The organism is Nocardioides xinjiangensis, from assembly GCF_017916385.1.
In the GTDB taxonomy this organism is placed as follows: domain Bacteria; phylum Actinomycetota; class Actinomycetes; order Propionibacteriales; family Nocardioidaceae; genus Nocardioides; species Nocardioides xinjiangensis.
Map to the genome: position 1 here is coordinate 942,557 of NZ_JAFMSW010000001.1, position 25,424 is coordinate 967,980.

General features: G+C 72.0%; 22 protein-coding genes. 10 read left to right on the forward strand and 12 right to left on the reverse strand.

What is annotated here, in order from left to right:
• Positions 1–492: a transcription elongation factor GreA gene (gene greA / locus J3P32_RS04495; protein ID WP_210438642.1), complete on the forward strand. Its 492-nt coding sequence runs from the start codon at positions 1–3 to the stop codon at positions 490–492.
• Between the two features lie 28 nt (positions 493–520).
• On the opposite strand, the gene ilvA is transcribed toward greA, so the two are convergent.
• The 5 genes from ilvA to J3P32_RS04520 form a co-directional block, all read right to left on the reverse strand.
• Positions 521–1,726 (reverse strand): threonine ammonia-lyase, encoded by a 1,206-nt coding sequence (gene ilvA / locus J3P32_RS04500; protein WP_210438643.1) that lies wholly within the window; start codon positions 1,724–1,726, stop codon positions 521–523.
• Complete coding sequence (locus J3P32_RS04505) at positions 1,723–3,204, reverse strand: AI-2E family transporter (protein ID WP_307861580.1); 1,482 nt, start codon at positions 3,202–3,204, stop codon at positions 1,723–1,725. The genes ilvA and J3P32_RS04505 overlap by 4 nt, the downstream gene beginning before the upstream one ends.
• Positions 3,205–3,214: 10 nt before the next feature.
• Positions 3,215–4,600, reverse strand: a complete 1,386-nt coding sequence (locus J3P32_RS04510; RefSeq protein ID WP_307861581.1) for a glutamate mutase L — start codon at positions 4,598–4,600, stop codon at positions 3,215–3,217.
• A 100-nt stretch (positions 4,601–4,700) separates the two neighbouring features.
• Positions 4,701–5,861, reverse strand: coding sequence for a cystathionine gamma-synthase (locus J3P32_RS04515; RefSeq protein WP_210438645.1), 1,161 nt, complete (start codon positions 5,859–5,861; stop codon positions 4,701–4,703).
• Between the two features lie 93 nt (positions 5,862–5,954).
• The gene (locus J3P32_RS04520) at positions 5,955–6,632 is read right to left on the reverse strand and encodes a hypothetical protein (RefSeq protein ID WP_210438646.1); all 678 of its coding nucleotides are present in this window, start codon (positions 6,630–6,632) and stop codon (positions 5,955–5,957) included.
• 137 nt (positions 6,633–6,769) lie between these two features.
• On the opposite strand from J3P32_RS04520, the gene msrA reads away from it, so the two are divergent.
• The 7 genes from msrA to J3P32_RS04550 all read left to right on the forward strand — a co-directional run bounded on the left by msrA (position 6,770) and on the right by J3P32_RS04550 (position 15,383).
• Complete coding sequence (gene msrA / locus J3P32_RS04525) at positions 6,770–7,420, forward strand: peptide-methionine (S)-S-oxide reductase MsrA (protein ID WP_210438647.1); 651 nt, start codon at positions 6,770–6,772, stop codon at positions 7,418–7,420.
• Positions 7,421–8,742: 1,322 nt separating this feature from the next.
• The gene (locus tag J3P32_RS04530) at positions 8,743–9,189 is read left to right on the forward strand and encodes a hypothetical protein (RefSeq protein WP_210438648.1); all 447 of its coding nucleotides are present in this window, start codon (positions 8,743–8,745) and stop codon (positions 9,187–9,189) included.
• Positions 9,190–9,934: 745 nt separating this feature from the next.
• Positions 9,935–10,069: a hypothetical protein gene (locus J3P32_RS18095; protein ID WP_282593961.1), complete on the forward strand. Its 135-nt coding sequence runs from the start codon at positions 9,935–9,937 to the stop codon at positions 10,067–10,069.
• Positions 10,070–10,268: 199 nt separating this feature from the next.
• Positions 10,269–11,009 carry an HpcH/HpaI aldolase family protein gene (locus J3P32_RS04535; RefSeq protein WP_210438649.1) on the forward strand — a complete coding sequence of 247 codons (741 nt, stop codon included), beginning with the start codon at positions 10,269–10,271 and terminating at the stop codon, positions 11,007–11,009.
• Positions 11,010–11,170: 161 nt separating this feature from the next.
• Positions 11,171–12,805, forward strand: a complete 1,635-nt coding sequence (locus J3P32_RS04540; protein WP_307861582.1) for an FAD-dependent oxidoreductase — start codon at positions 11,171–11,173, stop codon at positions 12,803–12,805.
• A complete protein-coding gene (locus J3P32_RS04545) occupies positions 12,805–14,223 on the forward strand; it encodes an ATP-binding protein (RefSeq protein WP_210438651.1) in 1,419 nt (472 codons plus the stop codon). Before J3P32_RS04540 ends, J3P32_RS04545 begins: the two co-directional genes overlap by 1 nt.
• Positions 14,224–14,423: 200 nt before the next feature.
• Complete coding sequence (locus tag J3P32_RS04550) at positions 14,424–15,383, forward strand: hypothetical protein (RefSeq protein ID WP_210438652.1); 960 nt, start codon at positions 14,424–14,426, stop codon at positions 15,381–15,383.
• Here J3P32_RS04550 and J3P32_RS04555 read toward each other — a convergent pair.
• Entirely contained in the window at positions 15,365–16,846 is a 1,482-nt protein-coding gene (locus tag J3P32_RS04555; protein ID WP_210438653.1) for a phospholipase D-like domain-containing protein, read from the reverse strand. The two genes, J3P32_RS04550 and J3P32_RS04555, sit on opposite strands and share 19 nt — an antisense overlap.
• A gap of 194 nt (positions 16,847–17,040) precedes the next feature.
• On the opposite strand from J3P32_RS04555, the gene J3P32_RS04560 reads away from it, so the two are divergent.
• Positions 17,041–17,403 carry a YciI family protein gene (locus tag J3P32_RS04560; RefSeq protein WP_210438654.1) on the forward strand — a complete coding sequence of 121 codons (363 nt, stop codon included), beginning with the start codon at positions 17,041–17,043 and terminating at the stop codon, positions 17,401–17,403.
• A gap of 9 nt (positions 17,404–17,412) precedes the next feature.
• Here the strand turns inward: J3P32_RS04560 and J3P32_RS04565 are convergent, their stop codons facing one another.
• The 3 genes from J3P32_RS04565 to J3P32_RS04575 all read right to left on the reverse strand — a co-directional run bounded on the left by J3P32_RS04565 (position 17,413) and on the right by J3P32_RS04575 (position 19,936).
• A complete protein-coding gene (locus tag J3P32_RS04565) occupies positions 17,413–17,958 on the reverse strand; it encodes a hypothetical protein (RefSeq protein ID WP_210438655.1) in 546 nt (181 codons plus the stop codon).
• Positions 17,959–18,058: 100 nt separating this feature from the next.
• A complete protein-coding gene (locus J3P32_RS04570) occupies positions 18,059–18,346 on the reverse strand; it encodes a DUF1905 domain-containing protein (RefSeq protein WP_210438656.1) in 288 nt (95 codons plus the stop codon).
• 117 nt (positions 18,347–18,463) lie between these two features.
• Positions 18,464–19,936 (reverse strand): S8 family serine peptidase, encoded by a 1,473-nt coding sequence (locus tag J3P32_RS04575; RefSeq protein ID WP_307861583.1) that lies wholly within the window; start codon positions 19,934–19,936, stop codon positions 18,464–18,466.
• 105 nt (positions 19,937–20,041) lie between these two features.
• Between J3P32_RS04575 and J3P32_RS04580 the strand changes: the two genes are divergently transcribed.
• Positions 20,042–21,394 carry an ABC1 kinase family protein gene (locus J3P32_RS04580; protein ID WP_210438657.1) on the forward strand — a complete coding sequence of 451 codons (1,353 nt, stop codon included), beginning with the start codon at positions 20,042–20,044 and terminating at the stop codon, positions 21,392–21,394.
• A 43-nt stretch (positions 21,395–21,437) separates the two neighbouring features.
• Here J3P32_RS04580 and J3P32_RS04585 read toward each other — a convergent pair whose 3' ends face one another.
• The 3 genes from J3P32_RS04585 to J3P32_RS04595 are packed head-to-tail and all read right to left on the reverse strand — an operon-like array spanning position 21,438 to position 25,355.
• The gene (locus tag J3P32_RS04585; RefSeq protein WP_210438658.1) at positions 21,438–23,435 is read right to left on the reverse strand and encodes a VWA domain-containing protein; all 1,998 of its coding nucleotides are present in this window, start codon (positions 23,433–23,435) and stop codon (positions 21,438–21,440) included.
• Complete coding sequence (locus tag J3P32_RS04590) at positions 23,432–23,965, reverse strand: GNAT family N-acetyltransferase (RefSeq protein WP_210438659.1); 534 nt, start codon at positions 23,963–23,965, stop codon at positions 23,432–23,434. Before J3P32_RS04590 ends, J3P32_RS04585 begins: the two co-directional genes overlap by 4 nt.
• Positions 23,958–25,355, reverse strand: a complete 1,398-nt coding sequence (locus J3P32_RS04595) for a sigma 54-interacting transcriptional regulator (protein ID WP_210438660.1) — start codon at positions 25,353–25,355, stop codon at positions 23,958–23,960. The genes J3P32_RS04590 and J3P32_RS04595 overlap by 8 nt, the downstream gene beginning before the upstream one ends.
• Positions 25,356–25,424 lie beyond the last annotated feature (69 nt).

Below are 25,424 nucleotides of genomic sequence, written 5' to 3' on the forward strand. Positions count from 1 at the left end.
ATGACCGACCAGGGCACCGTCTGGCTGACCCAGGAGGCCTACGACAAGCTGAAGGCCGAGCTCGAGGACCTCAAGGGCCCCAAGCGCCAGGAGATCATCGAGCGCATCTCCGCCGCTCGCGACGAGGGCGACCTCAAGGAGAACGGCGGCTACCACGCCGCCAAGGACGAGCAGGGCAAGCAGGAGGCCCGGATCCGCCAGCTCGAGGACATGCTGCGCAAGGCCGAGGTCGGCGAGACCCCGCCGAACGACGGCGTCGTGGAGCCCGGCATGGTCGTCACGATCGACTTCGGCGATGGCGACACCGAGAAGTTCCTGCTCGGCGCCCGCGAGAACCTCTCCGACGGCGACACCCTCGACGTGTACTCGCCGCAGTCGGCGATGGGCGCTGCGATCAACGGCAAGAGCAAGGGCGACGCCGTCACCTACACCGCCCCCAACGGCAAGCAGCTCAGCGTGACGATCGTCGACGCGGAGCCCTACCGGGCCTGATCCCCGGTCGCGCGCGGCGGGGTGGGGGTCACTGGACCCGGTAGCCCCGCTCGCGCAGCCGCTCCATCAGGTGCTCGGCGTGCGGCTCGCCGCGGGTCTCGAGCTGGATGCGCACCTCGACCTCGTTGAGGGTCAGCGACGGCGAGATTCGCTCGTGGGCGACCTCGAGCACGTTCGCGCCCTCCGCGCCCACCTCCGACAGCAGCGAGGCGAGCCCGCCGGGGAGGTCGGGGATGCAGACGCGCAGGTAGAGGTAGCGGCCCGCGGCGGCGAGGCCGTGCCGGATGACCTTGCTGAGCAGGAGCGGGTCGATGTTGCCGCCCGAGAGCACCGCGACGGCCGGGGTGTCGAAGCCCGTCGGGTTGTCGAGCAGCGCCGCCACCGCCGCCGCGCCCGCGGGCTCGACGACCTGCTTGGCCCGCTCGATCAGCGCCAGCAGCGCGCGTGAGAGCGACTCCTCGGACACCGTGATGATCTCGTCGACGTGGTCGCGCACCGCGGCGAAGGTGATGTCGCCGGGCCGGCCCACGGCGATGCCGTCGGCCATCGTGCTCATCGACTCCAGCGGCACCGGCCGGCCCGCGGCGAGCGACCCGGGGTAGGCCGCGGCGCCCTCGGCCTGCACGCCGACCACGCGGACGTCGGGGCGCAGCGCCTTGACGGCGATCGCCACCCCGGCCAGCAGCCCGCCGCCGCCGGTCGGCACCAGCACCGTGCGTACGTCGGGTGCCTGCTCGAGGACCTCGAGCCCGAGCGTGCCCTGCCCGGCGACGATGTCGGCGTGGTCGAAGGGGTGGATCAGCACCGCACCGGTCCGCTCGGCGAACTCCTGCGCCGCGGCCAGCGAGTCCTCGAGGTAGCGGCCGTGGAACACCACGTCCGCGCCGTAGCCCCGGGTGGCCTTCTCCTTCGGGATGGGGGCGCCCTCGGGCATGAACACCGTGGATCGGATGCCGAGCGTGCTGGCCGCGAGCGCCACGCCCTGCGCGTGGTTGCCGGCGGAGGCGGCGACGACGCCGTTCGCCCGCTGCTCGGCGGAGAGCCGGGCGATGCGGACGTAGGCGCCGCGCGACTTGAACGAGCCGGTGCGCTGGAGGTTCTCGCATTTGAGCGACACCGGACCGCCGACGAGCGCGGAGAGCCAGCGCGACTCCTCCATCGGCGTGGTGACGGTGACGCCCTCCAGCGCCTCGCGCGCCGCCAGGACGTCGGCCAGGCTCACTTCCTCGGTCATGACGGGTCCTTCTCGTGGTCGGGGCCGGAGTGCCGACGGGAGGTGTCGCGCTCGTCCTCGGGCGCGTCGGGACCGGCGAGCGGGCTGTCGTCCTCGGGGACGACGTCGGGGGGCACGCCGTCGGTGGCGAGGTCGGCGTCGAGCGCCTCGTCGGGCTCGTCCTCACCGATGGTGGTGTACGACGCGAGGTGCTGGGCGACCGCGTTGCCGGCCGCGGCGAGGGGCACGGCGATGAGCGCCCCCGCGACGCCCGCGACGAGCACGCCGCAGCCGATCGCCACGATCACGCCGAGCGGGTGCAGCGAGACGAAGCGGCCCATGAGGAACGGCTGCAGGACGTGACCCTCGATCTGCTGCACCAGGATCACGCCGCCGAACATCAGCAGCGCCGTCCACGGACCCTGGTCGACCAGCGCCACGAGGGTCGCGACCGAGCCGGCCACCGTGGCGCCGATCATCGGCACGAAGGCGCCGAGGAAGACCAGCACGCCGATGGCCATCACGAACGGCACTCCGAGGAACCAGGCGACGACCATGATGCCGATCGCGTCGGCCAGCGCGACGAGGACCGTCGCCCGGACGAACTGCGTCAGCGACACCCACGCGACCTTGCCGGACGCGTCCAGGCGCTCGCGCGCGGCGCGCGGCGCGATGCGGACCATCCAGGACCAGATCCGGTCGCCGTCGGAGAGGAAGAAGTAGGTGGAGAACAGCACGATGAACAGCCCCGCCACCACATGGCCAAGCGCGGTGCCGACCTCGGTGACGCGGGTGACCATGCCGTCGGAGCCGGTGCTGTCGGTGATCGCGGCCTGCACCTCCTCGAGGTACCGGTCGAGCTGTGAGTCGGAGACGCTGAGCGGGCCGGTGCGCAGCCAGGAGCGGACCTGCTCGAGACCGGTCACCACCGAGCCGGCGAGGTCGCTCGCGCCCTGCGCCACCTGCTGGCCGACGTAGGTGAGCAGCAGCGCGACCGTGCCGATGCCCAGGACCATCACGATCCCGGTCGCGGGGCCACGGGGCAGACCGGCGCGCCGCAGCGCGGTGACCACCGGCGTCGCGAGCGCCGCGATGAGGAGCGAGACCGCCAGCGGCAGCGTGATGACCGCGAAGTAGCGCAGCGTCCACAGCAGGCCCAGCGACGCGACGACGATGACGATGAGCCGCCACGACCAGGCCGCGGCGAGGTCGAGGCCCCAGGGCACCTGGGCGCGGCTGAAGTTCGAGGGTCCGGTGGTGAAGGCCGGCTCCGGGCGCCGCTGCTCGGCGCGCAGCTGGGCCCACTGCTGGAGGAACCGCTCGGTCAGCCGGTCCTCGTCGTCGCTGCGGCCGAGGGCCAGGAAGAGACGCCGGCGCCGCGACTCCTCGGTCTCCCCCATCTCCCCGGCGTCCCGGGCATCCCTGGCCTGCTCGGAGTCCCGGTCGACCCGCCCGGGTGTCGCGGGCTCAGCCGGTCCGTGCGCCCGCTCCTCGCTCACGTCGCTCACGTTACCCACCGACCGCGCCGACGAGGCGGCTCACCAGCCGGTGCGCCGCGACGGGGTGCTGCTCGGCCAGCAACCCAGCGGCGGCGAGCACGTAGTCGCGGTCGACGACGACCTCCGGGTCCCGCGGCAGCTGCCACCCGCCCTCGAAGGCGTCCCCGGTCGCCGGCTCGAGCACGCGGCGTACGGCGTCGGGCCCGCCGTGGCGCAGCACGCCGCCGGAGCCGACGAGCAGGTCGACCTCCCGGAGGTCCTTGCCGCTCCGCTCGACGACGCGCCCCTCGGGGCTGACCACGACCTTGCTCCGCCCGGCATGGCGCTCGAGGGCGATCCGCACGGCGGCCGCGGCGATGTGGAGGTCGACGTCGCGCTCGGCGTCGCTGTCGGGCAGGTAGTCGGGGTGCCGGCGGCGGCGTGCCGCCGCGTCCGCCAGGTCGTCGCGCAACGCGGCCTCGACGGTCGACACCGCCGACCACCGCATCCCGAGGTCACCCTCGACGGTGCGCGTCACGGGCGTGGTGGCGACGACCTCGCGGGCCAGTCCGCTGTCCTCGGGGTCGAGCTCGACGACGCTGTGCACGTCGGTGGTCGCGCCGCCGACGTCGACGACGACCACGTCGCCGGCGCCCGGGTGCTGTTCGTCGAGACCGCGGGCGAGCAGCTCCACGCCGGTCAGCACCACGTCCGGGGTCGCGCCCTGGACCATGTCGGTGAAGGAGCGGCCGCGTGCGTCGGTGCGGCTGCTCAGGTGCTTGCCGCCGATGACGTGGCTGAGGAAGATCTCCCGGATCGCGCGCCGGGCGCCGTCGGGCGCGAGGACGCCGATCCTCGGGACGACGTTGTCGGCGAGCACGTGGGGCGTGCCCGAGCCCGCGAGCAGCTCGGCCACCAGGGGCTGGGAGTCGACGTTGCCGGCGACCACGACCGGGCCCGGCCAGGGGACGCGGGAGAGGAAGGCGGCGTCGCCCTCGAGGACCTCCGCGTTGCCGCCGTCGGTGCCTCCGACGAGCAGCACCACGTCGGGCGCGGCCGCGCGCAGCCGGGCGAGCTTGTCGTCGTCGAGGCCGCCCGAGAGCACGAGCACCACCTTGCCGCCGCTGGACAGCGCGACCCGGCGGCCGGCCTCGGCGGTGACCAGCTCCTCGTTGCCGACGACCGCGACGCGCAGCCCGCCGCCCGCGCTCGAGCAGGCGACCACCTCGGCCTGGAGCGCGCGGGGGTCCTGCTGGGCCAGCGCGCTCACGCAGGCGTCGTACCCGTCGAGCACGTCGCCCTGCCCGGTCGCGTCAGGGAGGGTGGTCGGCGAGCTGGCCGTCGCGACGAGGTCGCCGCTGTCGAGGTCGACGAGCGCCGCCTTGGTGTACGTCGAGCCGAAGTCGACGCAGAGCACGCAGCTCACAGCAGCGCCGGAAGCCCGACGGCGGTCCGCTCGGAGGCGAGGGTCCGCTCGTCGGTGAGGGACGGGCGCGGGTCGAGGGGGTCGGGCGAGGTCATCCCAGGGCCCGGTCGAGGTCGGCGACGAGGTCGCCGACGCTCTCGATGCCGACGCTGAGCCGGACCAGGTCGTCGGGGACCTCGAGGTCGGTGCCCGCGACGCTGGCGTGCGTCATCCGACCGGGGTGCTCGATCAGGGACTCGATGCCGCCCAGCGACTCGGCGAGGGTGAACACCTCGGCCCGCTCGCAGACCGCGAGCGCCTGCTCGACGCCGCCCGCGACCCGGAAGGAGACCATCCCGCCGAAGCGCTTCATCTGCCGCGCGGCGACCTCGTGGCCGGGGTGGGAGGCGAGGCCGGGGTAGATGACCTCCGTGACCCGGGGGTCGGCGTCGAGGAAGGCGACCACCTGCTCCGCGTTGTCGCAGTGGCGGTCCATGCGCACGTGGAGGGTCTTGAGGCCCCGGTTGACCAGGAACGCGTCGAACGGGCCGGCCACCGCCCCCATCGCGTTCTGGTGGAAGGCGATCTTCTCGGCCAGGTCGAGGTCGCGCACCACGACCGCTCCCCCGACGACGTCGCTGTGCCCACCGACGTACTTGGTCGTCGAGTGCACGACGACGTCCGCGCCGAGGGTGAGCGGCTGCTGGAGGTAGGGCGAGGCGAAGGTGTTGTCGACGACGAGCAGCGCTCCGGCGTCGTGCGCGACCGTGGCGAGCGCCTCGATGTCGCCGATCGTGAGCATGGGGTTGGTCGGCGTCTCGACCCACACCAGCTTGGTGCGCCCGGGCTGGATGGCCGCGGCCACCGCCTCGGTGTCGGCGACGGAGGCCGAGCTGTGGTCGGTGCCCCAGACCTTGGCGACCTTGTCGAAGAGCCGGTGCGTGCCGCCGTAGGCGTCGTCGGGGATGACGACGTGCTCGCCGGGACGGGTCAGCGCCCGGATCACGGTGTCCTCGGCGGCCAGGCCGGAGGCGAAGGCGAAGCCCCGCTCGCCGTCCTCGACGGACGCGAGCGCGCCCTCGAGCGCCGTACGGGTGGGGTTCGCGGAGCGGCTGTACTCGTAGCCGCCGCGCAGGCCGCCGACGCCGTCCTGCTTGTAGGTGCTGCTGGCGTAGATGGGCGGGATGACCGCCCCCGTCGTCGGGTCGGGCTCGTAGCCGGCGTGGATCGCACGCGTCTCGAAACCGGACCTGTTGGCGCGTTCCTGGGTCACACGTCGAGCGTAGACCCCGCTCGGCCGGCGGGGCACAGCGGAACGGCCGCCACCTCGGCGAGGTGGCGGCCGCTGCCGCGTGTCGGTCGTGCGTCAGGACGGGGCGAAGACGGCGGTGAGCGCGCTGTCCGACACCGTCATGTTGCCCGCGAACTCGTCGCAGACGAGGTTCACGGTGACGAGGTTGCCCTTGGTGACCGGGAAGCCGCGGGTGCCGGAAATGACGTCGCTCTCGCTCACCTGGGCGGCCGGGATGTTGGCGTACTGGAGGAACTCGAAGTCGACGGCGTTGCCCGTGGTGAGCGAGCAGCGGGCTCCCCCGTCCCCGGCCCCGGACGCCCAGGCGTACGCGCTGGACGAGGCGACGACGGTGCCGTTGGCCGTGGGCACCAGGCTCACGGAGCGCACGACCTTGTCCGCGGGCTCCAGCGTGACGGCCTGGTCGCCCCCGGCGAAGGCCGCGACCGAGTTGGCGAACGGCGCGAGCTTCGCGTCGACCTCGGCCCTGGTGTAGGTCTCGGACTTCGTGTAGCCGGAGCCGGCGGGCTCGTAGCTGCCCTTGGGCTGGTAGCGCGCGTCGCTCTGCTTCTTGGTGTGGAAGGTCTTGGCCGCGAGCGGCTTGAGGTCCTTCTTCCAGATCTTCTTCCAGCTCGTGGCCGCAGCCTGGCTGACCTCGGCACCGGCGGGCGTGACGGCCATGAGGCCTCCCCCGACCAGGACCCCGAGGAGGACGGCGACGACGAGCCGTCGTACCGATCGACGTGGAGACATGACGTTCCTTTCCGAAGGTGGGTGATGTGTCACGCCACCGTCCTCCGGGCGCGGCCCTGCGCACATCGGTGTGACTACGACGGTCCAGACCGCGTAGTCCTACGTACGTCGCTTGCCCGGCGCGCGACAATGGGGGCATGTTCGGTTTCGGCAAGCCCACGACCCTGCCCAGCCCCGAGGAGGCCCTGCCCGGCCGCGCGGAGCAGCCGTGGTCACTCGGGCAGCACCTCGTCCTCGGCACGCCCGTGGTCAGCGACGACGTCCCCGCCGGCCACGAGGTGGCCCTGCTCGGCCTCGGCTGCTTCTGGGGCGCCGAGGAGATCTACTGGCAGGTGCCCGGCGTGTGGTCGACGTCGGTCGGCTACGCCGGCGGCAGCACGCCCCACCCCACCTACGAGGAGGTGTGCAGCGGGCGCACGGGCCACACCGAGGCCGTCCGCGTCGTCTTCGACCCCTCCGTGGTGTCCTACGCCGACCTGCTCAAGAAGTTCTTCGAGATCCACGACCCGACCCAGGGCATGCGGCAGGGCAACGACGTCGGCACCCAGTACCGCTCGGCGATCTACTGGACCACGCCCGAGCAGGAGCAGACCGCCCGCGAGCTGACCAAGGTGTACGGCGACGAGCTCGCGCGCCGCGGCCTCGGGGAGATCACGACCGAGATCCGCCCCGCCAGCGAGACGCCGTACTACTACGCCGAGGACGCGCACCAGCAGTACCTCTACAAGAACCCGTTCGGCTACCGCTGCCACGCGAACACGGGTGTGAGGTTCCCCGAGACGGCCTGACGCGCACACGCGGCGGCCCCGCTCACGGAGAGTGCGCCGTGACGTCACCCGCGTAGTCGTCGGAGTCGATTCCTGCCCCCATGCGAGCCAGCAGGTCGACCTGGCGCGGCGTCAGCCACCAACCCATTGCGTCGTAGCCCCCTTCTGCGTCGTCGAATCACCGCACCATCAGACCGGCGCTGATCTCCCCGCTGTCGACGAGTGCCTGAACCTCTTCGGGCCGCCGGTGCGATCCTTTCGAGGATGGTCGGGGCTTGTTGATCAATCTTGACCGTGCACCTTTCGCAGCGGAGTTCGCACCCGTGCGTGGGCGGGCGCGGGGCGACGTCCGGCGGCTTCCCATGGCATCGGTGCGGTCGGGCTGGATACTCGCCCTGCGCTGATCCGATCAGGCGTCGGGCTCTGGCTGCTGAGCCGGAAGTGGCAGTACTGACGAACCGCCCAGGGTGCCCCTTCCGTGATGCGGCAGACCTATGCGCTCGTTCCGTCCGGCTACGGGCGCAGACGCAGACGCAGACGCAACTGAGTCACACCGCCGACACTTTGACCAGCAGTACCTCGCGATGAACCCCTCCGGCTACCGGTGCCACGCGAGCAGATGTGCAAGGTTCCTCGAAACGGCTCGACGGACCGTTGAGTGATCGTTCCGGCTCGCGGGTTCGTCTTCGGGTCGGCGCGCTAGCCGTGCGGGCCCTGTTCAGGGCGAGCGTCAGAGGCGCCAGCGCGCTCCCGACGGGGCAGATAACGCCCTCGACTTCGGGGGTGGGCAGAACGGCAACTGACTCGCGGCGCCAATCGCGGCGGTTACACAGCCCGTCCAGCTGTTCTAGCGGGCAACACCGCCACAAGCAGCGGCTTACGTAGGCGAAGCTACGACGCAGGCGGTTCTACGTGGGCGGCTGACGCTGTTCCTCTTCATGTAGGGGGCGGTTGCCGCTCGTGTTCATGTCAGCACCGCCCGCCTGCGTACCCGACGTCCCCAATTACGGTGAATCTTCCGCGATGCGACCTCGGGTGCACAGCTGGCGCATCTAGTTGAATCCGACCGACCTGCAGGGTTTCGGCTTGAGCCCCGTTACGCGGAGGACACATGCGTCCACATCGGTCTGAGGGCGCCTACGTTCGAGATGCATCGGCGCACGTCTAGCGCGTTGAGAGGGGGCAGCGTGAGTCCCGGGACCGCTCGTGGGTTTGCTGCACGAGCACTGCAGCTCGCTCGGCCGGAGACAGGCGGCTCGGATTGCTCAATGCACCAGGCCAGTCCCTCGTCCAAGCCGACGAACCATCCGAGTTCCGCACCAGATTCGGCACAACCTCCGCACGTGACCGCGGAAGTGTGGACTCGCGAGGCGGCTTTGAGAACGCACCTCTTGGAGTACGAGAAAGTCAGTGACGAGCTCTTTGGGCGCTGGGAAAACCAGCGTCATTCATTCAACTTCGTCATCGCGGTGCTTGTTGGCTTAGGTGGCTTGGCCTCGGCAGATGGCGTAGACCTTCAGCCGCAGCTGTTCTTCTGGCTGCCCCTGGTGATTGCCCCTATGGGGTATGTGTTCTTCGATAACGAACTGATGATCTGGGGAATCGTGAACTATATTGGCCGGGACCTGCGCGCATATTCAGCGTATCACAGAGGACGAAGCGGTACTCGCCCTGAACTCGAACCGTTTCCGGCACGACATGACGAGGAGTTGTCAGCGTCTCCTCTCGCTCGGACGGTGGTTGCTCTTCGTCATTCCCACTCTGTTGGCGATTGCATACGCTGTCCGTGAGACTCCAAACTGGTGGCGCTCCTATTACTCCTTCCTGTTCGTCGCCGACTGCGTCGTCTTGTTACTGCTCGCTTGGGGAATGTGGCAGGCAGCGGCCGAGCAACGCGTCTGGCGGGAGCTGGCGCCGGCGCTGCGTGGCGCAATGGTTTCGCCGCCGGCGCCTGCTGCTCGGCCGGGTGAGCGACCGCCACCTGTGGAGGCCCGTGGCGCTCCGCTGTCGTAGAGGACCCAGCGCTGAAAACGCATGGGTTCTCTCAGGTGGACGGACGGAAGAACAATCCAAACACGCGCCGAGGGGGGAGTTACCTATTAGCTGCCCGCGGTGACAACGTCTTTTCGTTTTCCGAAGAGTCCTCTGCACTTACCGCGCGACGTCGCCGATTTGCGGCGTAGATCCAGAGTCACCGCAGGGAGTGCGCGGTCTTCTGGACGACATGGGATCAGACAAGGCCTTACACGTATTCGATCCATTCACTGGGCTGCCTGACTTGTTCACCAGCGTCGACACCACGGCAGGAACCGACGCGGGCAACGGGAAGGCAACTACCCACTCTGTCACTGAAGTGCTGGCGTCACGCTCACGAGTGGTTACCCTCGTCTTCGTTGCTGTCCTAAGTCGACGGATTGCAGCCCGCACAGGGTCGGCCCCCGGACGCCATGCGAGGAGCTTGAAGCGACTGCAACGGTCGCGCCGACCGCGTTTATGTGGGCGGATTGACTCAGTCGATCGAGTCAGCAGTACCTCGTGATCGAGCTCTTCGGCTACCGGTGCGAAGTGGACAGGAAGGCGAACCTCCCGGCCGCCGAGCGGGACTCAGCCACGACGAACGCACAGCGGCTCGGCGTCGGCTGCTCGCCGGACCTACGCAGACCCGTCTGAGCAGACACAGAGACGGGTGGCGAGCACGTCCGAGGACGCGGGCCCGGTGCAGAACAAGCGTCGTGATCCGCAGGCGGCACAACCCTGTCGTGGCACTCGCAGTTGAGCCCCACGTCGAGCATGCAAGATGGTCCCCCACAGCGACCGCTGATTCACCGATTGGCGACGACAACACGAGAGGGCTGATGTCACCGTGGCGATGAGCGAGGTCGACGTGCGGAGGCGGTGGTCCGAGGGGGACGCGTGCCACGGGCTGTGGAGCCTGCTCGGCGGTGCCGTGACCGCGGAAGTCCTGGCGCGCACTGGACCCGATTTCGTCGTCGTGGACCTGCAGCACGGCGCCGCGGCAGAGGTGGACCTCCCCGGGATGACGGCAGCCATCCGGGCCGCGGGATCGGTTCCGCTCGTCCGCACCCGTAGCCCGTTGTTCGCCGACGTCGGGCGACCGCTCGACCTGGGCGCCTGCGGCGTCATCGTGCCCAACATCCGCGACGCCGAGCACGCCCGCGAGGTGGTCGCTGCGACCAGGTACGCCCCCGTCGGAGGGCGCTCGATCGGGCGACTGTCCGGCGGAGCCGATCGACCGCTGGTGATCGCCATGGTCGAGACGGCCACGGCGCTGGAGGACCTGGACGCGGTGCTGGCCGTCGAGGGGCTCGACGGCGTGTACGTCGGTCCGGGGGACCTCGCGCTGTCCCTGGAGCTCGACGGCGCAGCCAACACCGCGCAGCTGCGCGACGTGCTGTCCTCGATCATCAGCCGGGCCGTCGCTGCCGGCGTACCGGTGGGTGTCCACGCCTACAACGGCGCGGACGCCGCCGACTACGCCACTCAGGGCGCGACCATCGTGACCGTCGCCGTCGACACGGTCTCGCTCGCGGAGGCGATGGTGGGGCACCTCGACGCCGCCCGCACCCGTGGGGGCGCGGACGGTCACTGATCCGACCGCAGCAGATCGAGCCCACCGGGACCGAGGCGCCCCCGCTGGCGCCGTAGGCCCTAGCCAAGGGGCGGGAGCACTGGCAGGATCGAGCTGCTCCACCAGGCGATCGCTCCGCACGAAGGGGGCCGAGGTTGGCCACGAAACCGACCATCCTCGCCGTGGACGACGATCCCGTTGTCGCACAGGCGATCGTCAGGGACCTGCGCGGACGCTACGGCGCCGACTACCGCGTGATGTCCGCGAGCTCCGGTGCCGCCGCGCTGGAGATGCTGCACGAGCTGGCCCTGCGCGACCGCTCCGTCGCCCTGGTGGTGTCGGACCAGCGGATGCCCGAGATGACCGGGATCGAGATGCTCGCGCAGGTGCGCCAGCTCTCCCCGGAGAGCAAGCTGCTGCTCCTCACGGCGTACGCCGACACCGACGTCGCGATCCGGGCCATCAACGACATCGCGCTCGACTACTACATGTTCAAGCCGTGGGATCCGCCCCAGGAGCAGCTCTACCCCGTGGTCGACGGCCTCCTCGACGACTGGGCGACCGAGCACCCGGCCGAGAGCTCGGTGATCCGCGTGCTGGGCCACCGCTGGTCCCAGGCCAGCTACGAGGTGAAGACGTTCCTGGCTCGCAACCACGTGCCCTACCGGTGGCTGGACGTGGAGCGCGACGAGGAGGGCCGGCGCCTGCTCGAGCTGGCGGGCCGCACCGTCGACGACCTGCCCGTCGTCCTCGTCACCGAGGGCGACTCCCTCGTGGCGCCGACGAACCGCGAGCTCGCCGACGCCCTGGGGCTGCGCACCCGCGCCGAGCAGCCGCTCTACGACCTCTGCATCGTCGGAGCCGGCCCGGCGGGACTCGCCGCGGCGGTCTACGCGGCGTCGGAGGGCCTCAGCACCGTGGTCGTCGAGCGTGACGCGCCGGGCGGGCAGGCGGCACAGAGCGCCTCGATCGAGAACTACCTCGGCTTCCCCAAGGGCCTGTCGGGGGCGGACCTCACGCACCGGGCGGTCGCCCAGGCGGCGCGCTTCGGGGCCGAGACGGTCCTGGCCAGCGACGTGACGGGCTTCGAGGAGCGCGGCCCGGTGCGCGCCGTCCTGCTCGAGGGCGGGGGCTCGATCGAGGCCCGCGCCGTGCTGATCGCCACCGGGGTCTCCTACCGGCGCCTCGAGGCGCCCGGCATCGAGGAGCTCGGGCTGAAGGGCGTCTACTACGGCGCGTCGGCGAACGAGGCGCTGCAGTGCGAGGGCGAGGACGTCTACGTCGTGGGCGCGGCCAACTCGGCGGGACAGGCGGTCCTCAACTTCGCCCGCTACGCCAAGCGCGTGGTGCTGCTCGTCCGCGGGACGAGCCTCGAGGCGAGCATGTCGCGCTACCTCATCGACCGCATCCGCGACACCCCCAACGTCGACGTCCGCCTGCACACCGAGGTCGGCGCCGTCGCCGGCGATGGCCACCTCGAGAGGCTCACCCTCGTCGACCGTGGCTCCGGGGATCGGGAGGAGGTCAGCGCCAGCTGGCTGTTCGTCTTCATCGGCGCCTCCCCCCGCACGGACTGGGTGGGCGACAAGGTCGCCCGCGACGACAAGGGCTTCCTGCTCACCGGCAACGAGATGCTCGGCGCGCCGGGTGCCGGGTCGTGGCCGCTCCCCCGGTCGCCGTACAGCCTGGAGACCAGCGTCCCCGGCGTCTTCGCCGCCGGGGACGTAAGGCTGGACTCGATGAAGCGGGTCGCGTCCGCCGTGGGCGAGGGTGCCATGGCCGTCCACCTCGTCCACCGCTACCTGGCGACGATCTGATGGGCCCGCAGGAGCTCCGGCAGCTGACGCTGTTCGACAGCCTCAGCGACGCCCAGCTCGCCGAGCTCGTGGAGGTCAGCACCGAGAGGTGGGCGGAGCCGCAGGAGGACGTCTGGCACGAGGGACAGCCGGCCGACAGGTGGTGGGTGCTCCTGGAGGGGTCGGTCACGCTGCTCAAGCGGGTGGGCAAGGAGGAGTCGCCCGTCGGCAAGATGACCACCCCCGGCCAGTGGGCCGGAGGCTTCGGTGCCTGGGACCCCAACGGCATCTGCTTCGCGACCGGTCGCGCCGGCGAGCGGACGCGGCTGCTCGAGGTGCCGGCCGCGGAGCTCGCGCGGCTGGGCAGCGAGTGGTTCGCCTTCGGCGTGCACTTCATCCGTGGCCTCGTCGACACGGTACGCCGCGTCGAGTCGACGGCCCGGCAGCGCGAGGCGCTCGTCGCCCTCGGCACGCTGGCTGCGGGGCTCGCGCACGAGATCAACAACCCCGCGGCCGCCGCGACCCGGGCCGTGGACTCCCTGGCGACCACGTCAGCCTCGTCGGTGGCGGCCACGGCGCGCCTGGCCGCCCACGGCATCTCGACCGACCAGTTCGCCAGCCTCGAGGCGTCGCGCCGCGCGCTCGTCCCCCTCGGCCCCGGAGCCGACCCCCTGGCGGCTGCGGACCGCGAGGACGAGCTGGCGGACTGGCTGGTCGACCACGACGTGGCGGAGGGGTGGCTGCTGGCACCCTCCCTGGCCGCGTCCGGCATCACCACGGCGTGGTGCGACGAGGTCGCCGACATCGTGGGCCCCGCGGCTGCCGGTGCGGCGATCGAGTGGGTCGGGCACTCGCTGACGATGGACGCGCTGCTGGGGGAGGTGAAGGACGCCACCGGACGCATCTCCGCCCTCGTCGGCGCCGTCCGCTCCTACTCGCAGCTCGACCGGGCCGCGGTGCAGCTCATCGACGTGACCGAGGGGCTCGAGAGCACCCTCGCGATGCTGGCCTACAAGCTGAAGTCCGTCACGGTGGAGCGCGACTTCTCCAGCGAGGTGCCGCGGATCGGCGCCATCCCGGGCGAGCTGAACCAGGTCTGGACGAACGTGATCGACAACGCCGTCGACGCCATGGACGGAGTGGGGACCCTGCGGCTGTCGACCCGCCTCGACGACCTGGGTGGCGTCGTCGTGGAGATCGAGGACAGCGGCCCCGGGATGCCGGCCGACGTGCAGGCCCGCGCGTTCGAGCCGTTCTACACGACCAAGGACGTCGGCAAGGGCACCGGTCTGGGGCTCGACATCTCCCGGCGGATCGTGGTGGAGCGCCACTCGGGGGACATCACGATCGAGTCCCGCCCCGGCCGGACGGTGATGCGGGTGACGCTCCCCATCGGGGGGCAGCTGCCGGGCGAGCAGGACTCGGCGACCGGACGCTGACCCGCGGGCGGCGACCACGACCACCGACGAGCCGCCTCCAACCTCCCACAGGTTGGGTAACTATCCGCCAGAGGGGGCCGAAACCGGTCCTGGCGCATAGCAGTCTGTTTCGGAGGTCGTTGGTCGGGTACGAGCCGGTTGTGCCGAGTCCATCCGGTCGCGACGGTCCGGTCGCGACGGCCATCTTGGAGGCAGTCACCATGAACCACCACCCGAACTCACCCGCCGTACGACACGCGCTGCGACGCGCGGGCGTCGTCGCGGGAGCCACCCTCTGCCTGACCTTCGCCAGCGGTCCGGCCGCCCACGCCGACGGGCTCCTCGACGGCGTCGGCGGCGTCCTGGGCGAGGTCGACGAGCAGGTCGTGCAACCCGTCGTGCAGACCGTCGAGCCGGTCGTGCCGGAGCCCGTGGGGCAGGTCGTGGAGCCTGTCGTCCAGCAGGTCGTGCAACCCACGGTGGGCGAGGTCGAGCAGACCGCCGGCGAGACCGTGCGCACCGTCGAGCAGGCGGTGGCGCCGGTGGTGGCGGGCGTCAAGCCGACTCCCCCACCGCCCGTCCAGCCGCCCCCGGTGAAGGCCCCTGACCCGGTCGAGGAGTCCGCACAGACCCCCTCCGCTCCCCAGGCCCCGGTCGGCGCGGCCCCGAGCAGCGGCGGTGACGCTGGGTCCGGGCACGACGCGGGCCAGCAGGCAGACCACTCAACCGGTCCCGCGACCGGCCAGGGCGCCGGCGCCGTCGGCGGCCACGGCACCGGCCACGGCGCGGGCCGCGGAGACGGTCACGCCGACGCGCACCCGAGTGCGGTGCCCGGACGTGCTGGGTCGCGGTTCGCCGCCCCGTCCGCCCGCCGGGTCGCCCACTCCGACCTCGCTCCCCGTGCCGCGGCAGGACCGCTGGTCCCGCGGCAGGCCTTCTCGAGCGACGCCGCGAGCCGGGAGCCGCAGGACGCGTGGGACGTCGCGAACGCGCTCATGCACCTGTGGGCCACCCCGCACGCCGTCCACGCGGGCCTGCCCGGCGCCGTGGTGCAGGCAGTCACCTCGCAGGCCGTCCCGCTGCTGACCGTCCCGCTCCTGCTCGGCCTGCTCCTGGGCTGCGCCTCGCTGGTCCTCGCGCGGCCGTCGCGGCGACGCGTGCGTCAGTCGGCCTCCCAGTAGGGCCCGGGCAGGTACCGGTCCGGCTCCACCGTCGTGACCGGGCGCCGCACCGTCACGTACGTCGTGCGCAGCGTCCCGTCGGGCGCTCGCACCGTCCGCGGGACCCGGAAGTTCGCGTACGTCGTGGTGTAGGCGTTGCGTGAGTTGCGTCGGTGGTCCCACTGGTAGTTGAAGTTCGCCATGTACTTCCGCGCCACGACCGCGCCGCGCACGGTGAACCAGATCTCGTCGTTGGCGGTGCTGAGGCTCGACCAGTTCACCGAGCCGGTCAGCACCATCTCGGTGTCGGGCACGCCGTTGTAGGTGCCCCGGACGACGAAGTACTTCTGGTGGCTGTAGTAGTCGAGGATCAGGTCGTCCAGGCCGTCGTTGTTGAGGTCGAAGTTGTCCTCGGTGTTGTAGTCGAGTCCCGTGGACCGCAGGGGGATCCGCCCGCGAGCGGTGGGCGCCCCGAGGATGCCCTTGGTGTGGTAGCCGATGAGGCCGTAGCTGACCCGCACGTCGCAGCCCTGGATGAACTTCCTGCGGATCCCTGCGGCCAGGTAGTTGCCCCGGTCGCCGCGCATGGTGTGCATCGAGAGGGCGAGGCGGGTGCGGGTGACCTTGCCGGTGGCGGGATCCGTCGTGCGGCACTGGACGCGGTCCAGCATGTCGAGCACCAGGTCGTTCTTCGGGCCCGAGACGCGGGGGAACGCCCACGCCGTGTGCTTGTCGACGGAGTCGTCGCAGGCCGCGCCCAGCGGTGTGCCGCAAAACTGCATCGGCTCCTGCCGGGTGTCGTAGTCGCGCCGCATGTCGTTGAACAGGCCCACGAACTGGCGGAACAGCTCGTGGTCGCCCTCGGTGAAGTAGAGGTCGTTCCACTGGTGGATGGCGGCGTTGCGGGTCATGTTGGCCGAGCCGACCGCGATGACGTCCTCGGACCGGCCGGCCTCGCTGAAGAGGTAGAGCTTCGAGTGCAGGTTGTTGAACTCGTTGGCCGCACCCCGGCAGCTCTGCCGGCACTTGTAGATGAAGCTGTCGCGCCGGCGGTCCTTGCCGATCTCGGCGCGGATCACCTTCATCGCCGGGGTCTCCCAGTGGTCGTTGAGCAGAATCTGCACCCGGACGCCGCGGCGGTGGGCGGCGGCGAGCGCCTGGGCCACGGGCATGCGATCGAGCGAGTAGATGGCGATCCTGATGGTCGACCCCTTCCGGGTGTGCCGGATCGTGTCGATCACCTTCCGCTCGATGCGGAAGTGGCCCGCCGCGAGATGGGGGTCGTTGAAGAAGGGACCGCTCGGCGCCCGCCAGCTGCGCGACCCCGGGCGCGGCTCGTCGGCGGTTGCAGCGGCCGGCGCCCCGAGCGCCGCGCCCCGCGCCGCGCCGGGCGCCCCCGCGGCGGCCGGGGCCGGAGCGGTGACCCCCAGCACCACGCACAGCACCGTCCACGCGGCAACGCCCCACCTCGACGACCTCGTCACGTCCAGCTCCTCGCGTCCTGGTGCGCTCGTCCTGCGGCGCGCGTGCGGCCAGCATAGGAACGCCGGGCCGCCAGCGGTGCGCGCCGACCCGACGTCCCACGCCTCGAATCGTTCATCTCGGTTGTCGATCCCCGGCCTGTCGGTCCGTCACAGTGGTGACAGGCCGCACCGGGCGGCCGCAGCCGAGGAGCGACATGACGCAGTACGCCATCTACTTCAACCAGCAGTGGGTCGGGGACCACGACCCGGACTGGTTCCTCAGCCGGGTCGAGCCGTCGATGGCGGTCATCCACGACATGGAGGCCGCCGGGGTGCTCGTCTTCGCCGGCGGCCTCGAGGAGGACCTCTCCCAGGCCTTCAGCGTCGACGGCACCGGCGGCACGACGTCCGTGACCGACGGGCCCTACACCGAGACCACCGAGTTCCTCGGCGGCATCACCGTGATCGACGTGCCCGACCTGGAGACGGCGAAGATGTGGGCCGCCCGGGTGGCGGAGGGGTGCGGCTGGCCCCAGGAGGTCCGGGTCGTGAAGTCGCGACCCGACGCCGCACCCTGACGCGCGGTCCTACTGCGCGACCCACTCGGTGAACGCGCGAGGCTCCCGGAGCCAGTCCACCCGCGTGTTGCTGCCGTCGGGGCGCGTGCCGGCGACCCGGACGGCGACGCGGACCTCCTCCGGCGAGCCGATCGCCTCGCGCGAGATCCGCATCCGGACCCGGTCGAGGTCGTAGTCGACGCGCATGCGGTAGGAGCCCTGGACCGGCTCGCCCCACTTCCCGGTGCCGAAGCCCTCGACCTCGAGCAGCTGGTAGTCGGTGCCGACGAAGAAGCCTCCGACGAAGACGTACTCCGGGCCGGTGTCGGTGGGGTCGGTGTCGAGGAACACCGCGCCGGACGAGCCGGAGCGGAAGGAGCGGCGCAGGTCGGTGTGCGTCGTGGTCACCACGACGTTGTCGGCCGTGTGCCGCACCTCGACGGACCGGAGGTCGGCGCCGTGGTCGAGGTCCCGGGGGTCGCGGACACCGATGGCGTCGGCGCTGGCCGGGGCGAGCTGGGTCAGGGTGAGGGCGGCGACCGACAGGGCCGCGGCGCTCAGGATGGTGGTGCGCATGGTGCTGTCCGTTCTCGTGTGCTGCCTCCCGGGCGGGGGGCAGTCAGGAGACGCCGGATCCCGGCCGCAGGTTGCATCCCGCCGGCCGGTCTGGACCAGGTCAGTCGCGCCCGACCTGCATCCGCACCTCGACCGGGTCGCCGAGGCCGAGGCCCTGGGCGCGCCGGACGGCCGACTTCACGGGGAGGAACCAGGTGCCCTCGCGGGGGAACATCGCCGTCGTGAGCTCGGCGTCGCCGATCCAGGCGCGCACCGGCACGACACCCCAGTAGGCGACGTCGGCCTTGACCTCCTCGACGAGGTCGGCGGCGTCGGGCGGGAGCGGCACGAAGTAGAAGGGCGCCGGGCCGCGCCACTCGACCAGCTCGCCGACGAAGTCGAGCTCCATGCCGGCAGCAAACCAGAGGCGGGCGGGAGTCCGCGACTCCCGCCCGCACCACCGCGCCCCTGTTGCACGATGGCCCTCCCCTGGAGGGTCTGGGTCAGCGCTGAGCCGAGCGGGTGCTCAACCCAGGGCTGCGACGGCCGCGACGACGTCGACGAGGCCGTGGCCCTTGTCGTACGACGTCCCGCCCACGTAGGCGGCGCCGTCGGTGAACTGGTGGGCCGAGGCCTTCAGCGCCCGCTCGATGTCGGCGGGGCTGGCGTCGGGCCGGGCCTGGAAGAGCTGGGCGACGATGCCCGCCACGTGCGGCGCCGCCATCGAGGTGCCGCTGATCGTGTTGAACGTGCCCAGGTCGAGCGCGCCGGGACCGTTGCGGGGGTCCAGGCCGGTGGCGCAGACGGCCAGGTAGAGGCGGCACGAGGAGGTGATGTTCTCCCCGGGGGCGGAGACGTCGGGCCAGGTCGAGGCGTCGGTGCTGAGGCCGCGCGAGCTGAACTCGGAGACGGTGCCGTTGCGCGTGCCGGTGTCCTGGTCGAAGTACGACGCCACCGACAGGATGCCGCCGGTGGGGTCCTGGCCGGGCGGGTTGGTGAGGCTCTGCGTGCCGTCACCGCCGTCGTTGCCGGCCGCCCACACGGTCACGACGCCCTCGGCGGCCAACGCGCGCTGCAGCTTGACGGTGGCCGACTCGGGGTCGAAGGCGCCGCCGCCGGAGGGGCCGTAGGAGTTGTTGGTGACCTTGATGGGCGGGCAGGTGGAGGCGGGGACGCCCGGACCGCACGGCGCCTCGTGGTTCTCCAGCACCCAGTTGAGCGCGGAGTCGGCCCCGAGGATCACGATGCCGGCGCCGGTCGAGATCGAGACGATCTTGGCCCGGGGGGCCGCGCCCTGCAGGGTGCCGCCGTCGGTGAGCGTGGTGGGGCGGCCTGCCACGATGCCGCTGACGTGGGTGCCATGGCCGCCGACGGAGAGGGTGTCGGTGTCGACGAAGCCGGGCACGCGCTGCACGGAGCACAGCTCGCCGACCGGGGCGCACACGGCCTTGAGGTTGGCGACGACGGCGCTGGAGCCGTCGGCCTCGCGGAAGTAGGGGTGCGTCGGGTCGACGCCGGAGTCGATCACGGCCACGCTGACGCCCCTGCCGGTGAGCGGCGTGCCGTCGGCGCCGGTCAGGGTGGCGGCCGCCTCGGCGCCGCGGGTGGCGGTGTTCGAGGTCTCCTGGAAGAACTCGATCGGCTGGGCACCGCCCTCGACGTAGGTCACGCCGGGTGCGCTGCGCACCGCCTCGACCTGGCTCTTCGTCGCTCGCGCGACGACCACCCCGATGCCTGCGAACTCGCCCGTCTTGCGCATCCCGGTGGCCGCGACGGCCTCGCGGGCGGCGCCCAGCGACGTGCCGTGCACCATCACGGTCGTGCTGCCGGTGAGGCCGGGGAGCTGCTCGGCGAGGAAGTCGGACAGGTCGGCCCGCTGGGCCGACGACGTGGCTGCGGACGTGGCGGCGGACGTGGCGGACGCGGTGCCGCCGGCGGCGAACGTCGCCGACGCGACGAGCACGCTGGCCGCGCAGGCGAGAAGGGGGTTGGTCTTCACTGGTTCCTCCCGAGGTGGAGTGGTGGTCCACCCTCAACGAGCCAGCGGGTGCGAGGTCACGCGTGGCGACGGGGACCGCGTTGCGCGGGCAGGGACAATGGGGCCATGACCGAGCTCCCGCGCAAGGCCGCCGCCCGCACGGTCCGTCTCGCGGCGCTGCCGCTGGGGTACGCCGGACGGCAGGCGGTCGGCCTGGGCAAGCGGCTGGGCGGCAAGCCGGCGGAGGCCGTGCTGACCGAGGTGCAGCAGCGCACCGCCGAGCAGCTGTTCCGCACGCTCGGCGAGCTCAAGGGCGGCGCGATGAAGTTCGGCCAGGTGCTGAGCGTGCTGGAGTCGGCGCTGCCCGAGGAGGTCGCCGCCCCCTACCGCGAGCACCTCACGGCCCTGCAGGACTCCGCACCCCCGATGCCCACCTCGACCGTGCGGCAGCAGCTCGCGGCCAACCTCGGCGCCGACTGGAAGGACCGGCTCGTCTGGCTCGACGGCGCCCCGACCGCCGCTGCCTCGATCGGGCAGGTGCACCGCGGGCGCTGGCTCGACCACGTCACCGGGGAGGAGCGCGACGTCGCCGTCAAGGTGCAGTACCCCGGCGCCGGCGAGGCGCTGCTCGGCGACCTGCGCCAGATCGCCCGCCTGGCCCGCGGGGTCGCCCCGGCCTTCCCCGGGCTCGACATCAAGCCCCTCGTGGCCGAGCTCCAGGCCCGGGCCGCCGACGAGCTCGACTACCACCTCGAGGCGGAGGCGCAGGCGGCGTTCGCCGAGGCGTTCGACGGCGACCCCGACATCGTGGTGCCCGCCGTGGTCTCGGTCGGCGAGCAGGTGCTGGTGACCGAGTGGATGGACTCCCCGCACTCGATGGCCGAGGTCGTCCGCTCGGGCACGCAGGAGGAGCGCGACCACTACGGCGAGCTGCTCGTGCGGTTCCTCTTCGAGGGCCCGCACCGCACCGGCATGCTCCACGCCGACCCGCACCCGGGCAACTTCCGCGTGCTGCCCGGGCCGGACGGCGGCCTCGGCCGCCTCGGCGTGCTCGACTTCGGGGCCGTGGCGCGGCTGGAGGGCGGAGGGATGCCGCCGGCGACGGGGCGGCTGATGCGCATCGCCCTCGACGCGGACGAGCAGTCCCTCGTGGCGGGGCTGCGCGCGGAGGGGTTCATCAAGGACCGGATCGAGGTCGACCCGGCACTGGTCCTGCAGTACCTCGCGCCGTTCGTCGAGCCCGCCGCCCAGGAGCGCTTCACGTTCACCCGCGAGTGGATGCGCGAGCAGTTCGAGCGCGTCAACGACCCGCGGTCCGAGACGTTCACGCTCGCGACCAAGCTCAACCTGCCGACGTCCTACCTCCTCATCCACCGCACCTGGCTCGGGGCCATCGGCCTGCTCAGCCAGCTCGGCGCGACCGCGCCCTTCCGCCAGATCCTCGAGGAGTCGCTGCCGGGCTTCGCCGACGGGTCGTGAGGCCGCGCCGGGGTCCGGGGTCCGCCCGGCCGGCCGGCAGCCCTCAGGCCCAGAACCCCCGGCCGCCGCCGTACCAGTCGCCGAACTGCTCGCGGTACGACGACGCCGGCCCCCGCGAGCCCAGGTAGGACCCCACCACCGCGGCACCGAGGTCGTCGAGCTCCGGGCTGACCATCCGGCCGTCGACACGGCGGGCCATGGAGTCGATGAAGCGCGCCAGCCCGGGGTCGTCGCCGAGGCGGAAGAACGTCACCTGGGCGCCCAGCCGCGACGTCGCGTCGAGCTCGCGCACCGACTGGGCGATCGTCAACGGGTGCGGCGGGTAGGAGAACCAGACCTCACCGTCGGGCTCGAGGTGCGCGGTCGGCTCGCCGTCGGTGACGACGAGCAGCACCGGCTGGGCGTTCGGGTGCTTGCGGAAGAACCGGTTGGCCAGCAGCAGCCCGTGGTGGAGGTTGGTGCCCTTGTCCCAGCGGGCGTCCAGGGCGGTGAGCTCCTCGATCTCCATGACCTGGGCGTGCCGGCCGAAGGCGATCAGCTGGAGGTCGTCGCCGCGGAAGCGTGAGCGCACGAGCTGGTGCAGGGCCAGCGCCGTGCGCTTCATCGGCACCCACCGGCCGTCCATCGCCATCGAGAACGACGTGTCCACCAGCAGCGCGACGGCTGCCTGCGTGCGGGCCTCGGTCTCGGTGACCTCGATGTCGTCGACCTGCAGCCGCACCGGCGTGGCGCCTCCCGAGCGCAGCACCGCGTTGGTGATCGTGCGGGGCACGTCCCACGGCTCGGTGTCGCCGAACTCCCAGCGCCGGCTCGAGCCGGTGGGCTCGCCGGCCAGGCCGGTCGTCCGGGTCTCGCGGGCGCCCGTGCGTCCGCTCATCCGGTCGGCCACGTCGCGGAGCAGCGCCTTGCCGAGCTGGCGCATCGCCTTGGGCGAGAGCCGCAGCTCGCCGTCGGAGCCGCGCTTGAGGTAGCCGCTGTCGCGCAGCGCCTGCTCGAGCTCCTGCAGCGTCCTGGCGGCGACCGCGGCGTCCTGGCCCAGCTGGCGGGCCAGCGCGTCGAGGTCGACGTCGTCCATCCGGGCGCCGTGGTGGGACTGCGCGAGCTGGTCGGCGAGCGCGTCGAGCTGCGCGAGGTCCTGCAGCGCCCCGGTCCCGTCACCGAGCCCCAGGCCCTGCTCCCCCTCGAAGCCCTCGGCGCCCGACCAGTCCTCCCCGGGCCGCAGGGCCTGCAGGTTGGCGTCCATCCGCGCGAGCTGCTCCATCAGCTGGGGCGAGCCGAACGCCTGCTGCGAGAGCTCCATCAGCTCCTGGCGCTGCTCGGGCGTCATCGAGTTCAGCATGCGCTGCGCGGCCGCCGCCCGCTGCGCGAGCGAGTCGAGCAGCTCGTCGATGTCCTTGGGCTGCTCGGGGAAGAAGTCACCGTGCTTGTCCATGAATTCGGCGAAGTCCTGGTCGGTGTCCTCGCCCCGCGCGTGCTTCTCGAGCAGCTCGTTGAGGTCCGACAGCATCTCCTGGACGGCCGCCCGGTCCTCGTCGGTCGCGCCCTCGAGGGCCTGCTTCATGCCGGCGAAGCGCTGGTCGAGCAGCTCGCGGCCGAGCAGGTCCTTGATCTCCTCGTAGGCCTCCCGCGCCTCCTGGGACTGCCAGTCGTACGATGACAGCTCACCCACGGCGGCGGGGGTCGAGGCGGGGAGGTCGTCGAGCACCAGCTCGCGGAACGCGCGGTCGCCGTCGTCCATCGTGATGTCGCGGGCCAGCTGGCCGCGTTCGGCGAGCACGGCCTTGTCGAGCAGCTCGCGGACCTCGCGCATCGTGCCGTCGAGGTCGTGGCGCTGCAGGATCTCACGGCGCTTCTCCGCGACCCGGCGGCCCAGCTCGTCGAGCCCCGCCTGGTCGGTGCCTCCACGCCGCAGGAACTCCCGCATGGCGCGCTCGGGCGAGTACCCCGCCATCACGTCCTGGCCGATGGCGTCGAGCGCCTCGGACAGGTCGACCGGCGGGGCGAGCGGGTCGCCGCCGTCGTACCTGCGGAAGCGGCTCATCGCGAGCCGTCCCGCAGCCGCTTGCGGAGCCAGATGTCGTCGGGCCACGCACGGTCGCCCACCCGGTGGACCTCCTCGAACCCGTGCGCCAGGTAGAAGTCGTAGGCGTGGTCGTTGCCGTCGACGACCTCGAGCCACAGCTCGTCGCCCTCGACGAGGGTCTCCACCTCCGACAGCAGGCGGCTGCCGATGCCGAGCCCCTGGTGCTCGGGGTGGACGTAGAGCTTCCACATCACCTCGCGGTCGCCGGTGACGTAGGGGAAGTCGCGGTAGGACCGCGACAGCCGGCCGAAGCTGCTGAGGGCGACGAGCTGCCCGTCGCGCTCGGCGACGAGGTGGGTGTTGCGGGCCAGGGACTTCTCGAAGACCTCCGGGACCCACCACTCGTCGAGCATCCGCTGGGCGTACGCCGCGTCGATGGGCCCGTAGGTCGGCGGCACGACCGCCTCACCCAGCGCGCGGAACGCGGGGATGTCGTCGACCGTGCCGCGCCGGACGGTGACCGCCGGCGCGGACGTCGCCTCAGCCATAGACCGTCTCCCCGGCGTCGGTGTCCTTGCCGATCTTCCGGGCCAGGTAGAGGCCCTCCAGCGCGAGCTCCAGCGCGGCCGCCCGCTCGCCGTCGTTGGTGGCCCCGAGCCGGTCGCACACCGTGTCGTACAGGTCGGACTCGCCGAGCACCGGCAGCCCCGCGAGGAAGTCGCGGGCACCGACGCGGACGCCGGTGCTGACCATGGCGCCCGCCTCGATGGCCTCCACGAGCAGGCGCAGGTCGATGCCGGCGAGGTGCGCGCGGACCGTCTCGGCCACCGCCGTGCGGAGCAGGTGGGTGAGGATCTCGGTCTCGCGCCCCTCCTCGCCCGTCTCGAACTCGATCTTGCCGCCGAGCACGTCGACCGCGGTCTCGAGGTCGACGACGCGGGCCACGGCCTCGTCCTCCCCCTGCGTCGTCGCGCGGTGCAGCGCGGCCGCCGCGATGGTCTCGGCGCCGGCGATGGCGAAGCGGGCGCTCACCCCGGAGCGCTGGTCGACGGACTGGGAGTCGCGCAGGTTGCGGGTGAACCGCGCGAGCACCTCCAGCAGGTACGCCGGCACCTCGGCGACCAGGTCGGCCTCCTGCTCGATGACGGCGATCTCCTCCTCCACCTCGCGCGGGTAGTGGGTGCGGATCTCGGCGCCGAAGCGGTCCTTGAGGGGGGTGATGATGCGGCCCCGGTTGGTGTAGTCCTCGGGGTTCGCGCTGGCCACGACGAGCACGTCGAGGGGCAGCCGCAGGACGTAGCCGCGGATCTGGATGTCGCGCTCCTCCATCACGTTGAGCATCGCGACCTGGATCCGCTCCGCGAGGTCGGGCAGCTCGTTGATGGCCACGATGCCGCGGTGGCTGCGCGGGATCAGCCCGAAGTGGATGGTCTCCGGGTCGCCGAGGTGGCGTCCCTCCGCGACCTTCATCGGGTCGACGTCGCCGATGAGGTCGGCGACCGACGTGTCCGGCGTCGCCAGCTTCTCGGCGTACCGCTCGTCGCGGTGGCGCCACGAGATGCGCAGGTCGTCGCCGTACGTCGCCGCGGCCCGCTGCGACGAGACCGTGATCGGCTCGTAGGGGTGCTCGCCCAGCTCGGAGCCGGAGATCACCGGGGTCCACTCGTCCAGGAGGCCGACCAGCGACCGCAGCAGCCGCGTCTTGCCCTGCCCGCGCTCGCCGAGCAGCACGATGTCGTGACCGGCCAGCAGCGCACGCTCGACCTGCGGGATGACGGTCTCGGCGAAGCCGTGGAGGCCGGGCCACGGGCCCTCGCCGGCGGCGAGGCGGGCGAGCAGGTTGTCGCGCAGCTCCTGGCGGAGCGTCTTGAGCTGGTGCCCGCTGTCCCGGAGCTGGCCGAGGGTGCTGGGCGCGGGGTGCTGGGTCGGGTCCGTCACGTCCTCCACGCTAGACCGGCGGGTCAACGTGGAGCGCGCTCGAAGGCCGCCGGCGGAGCCGGAACGACG

Excerpts from the sequence above, each read along its gene's own strand:
- msrA (WP_210438647.1), top strand. The coding sequence starts at position 6,770 with ATGTTCGGTTTCGGCAAGCCCACGACCCTGCCCAGCCCCGAGGAGGCC.
- J3P32_RS04535 (WP_210438649.1), top strand. The coding sequence starts at position 10,269 with ATGAGCGAGGTCGACGTGCGGAGGCGGTGGTCCGAGGGGGACGCGTGC.
- greA (WP_210438642.1), top strand. The coding sequence starts at position 1 with ATGACCGACCAGGGCACCGTCTGGCTGACCCAGGAGGCCTACGACAAG.
- J3P32_RS04545 (WP_210438651.1), top strand. The coding sequence starts at position 12,805 with ATGGGCCCGCAGGAGCTCCGGCAGCTGACGCTGTTCGACAGCCTCAGC.
- J3P32_RS04570 (WP_210438656.1), bottom strand. The coding sequence starts at position 18,346 with ATGGAGCTCGACTTCGTCGGCGAGCTGGTCGAGTGGCGCGGCCCGGCG.
- J3P32_RS04580 (WP_210438657.1), top strand. The coding sequence starts at position 20,042 with ATGACCGAGCTCCCGCGCAAGGCCGCCGCCCGCACGGTCCGTCTCGCG.
- J3P32_RS04565 (WP_210438655.1), bottom strand. The coding sequence starts at position 17,958 with ATGCGCACCACCATCCTGAGCGCCGCGGCCCTGTCGGTCGCCGCCCTC.
- ilvA (WP_210438643.1), bottom strand. The coding sequence starts at position 1,726 with ATGACCGAGGAAGTGAGCCTGGCCGACGTCCTGGCGGCGCGCGAGGCG.
- J3P32_RS04550 (WP_210438652.1), top strand. The coding sequence starts at position 14,424 with ATGAACCACCACCCGAACTCACCCGCCGTACGACACGCGCTGCGACGC.
- J3P32_RS04520 (WP_210438646.1), bottom strand. The coding sequence starts at position 6,632 with ATGTCTCCACGTCGATCGGTACGACGGCTCGTCGTCGCCGTCCTCCTC.
- J3P32_RS04590 (WP_210438659.1), bottom strand. The coding sequence starts at position 23,965 with ATGGCTGAGGCGACGTCCGCGCCGGCGGTCACCGTCCGGCGCGGCACG.
- J3P32_RS04585 (WP_210438658.1), bottom strand. The coding sequence starts at position 23,435 with ATGAGCCGCTTCCGCAGGTACGACGGCGGCGACCCGCTCGCCCCGCCG.
- J3P32_RS04560 (WP_210438654.1), top strand. The coding sequence starts at position 17,041 with ATGACGCAGTACGCCATCTACTTCAACCAGCAGTGGGTCGGGGACCAC.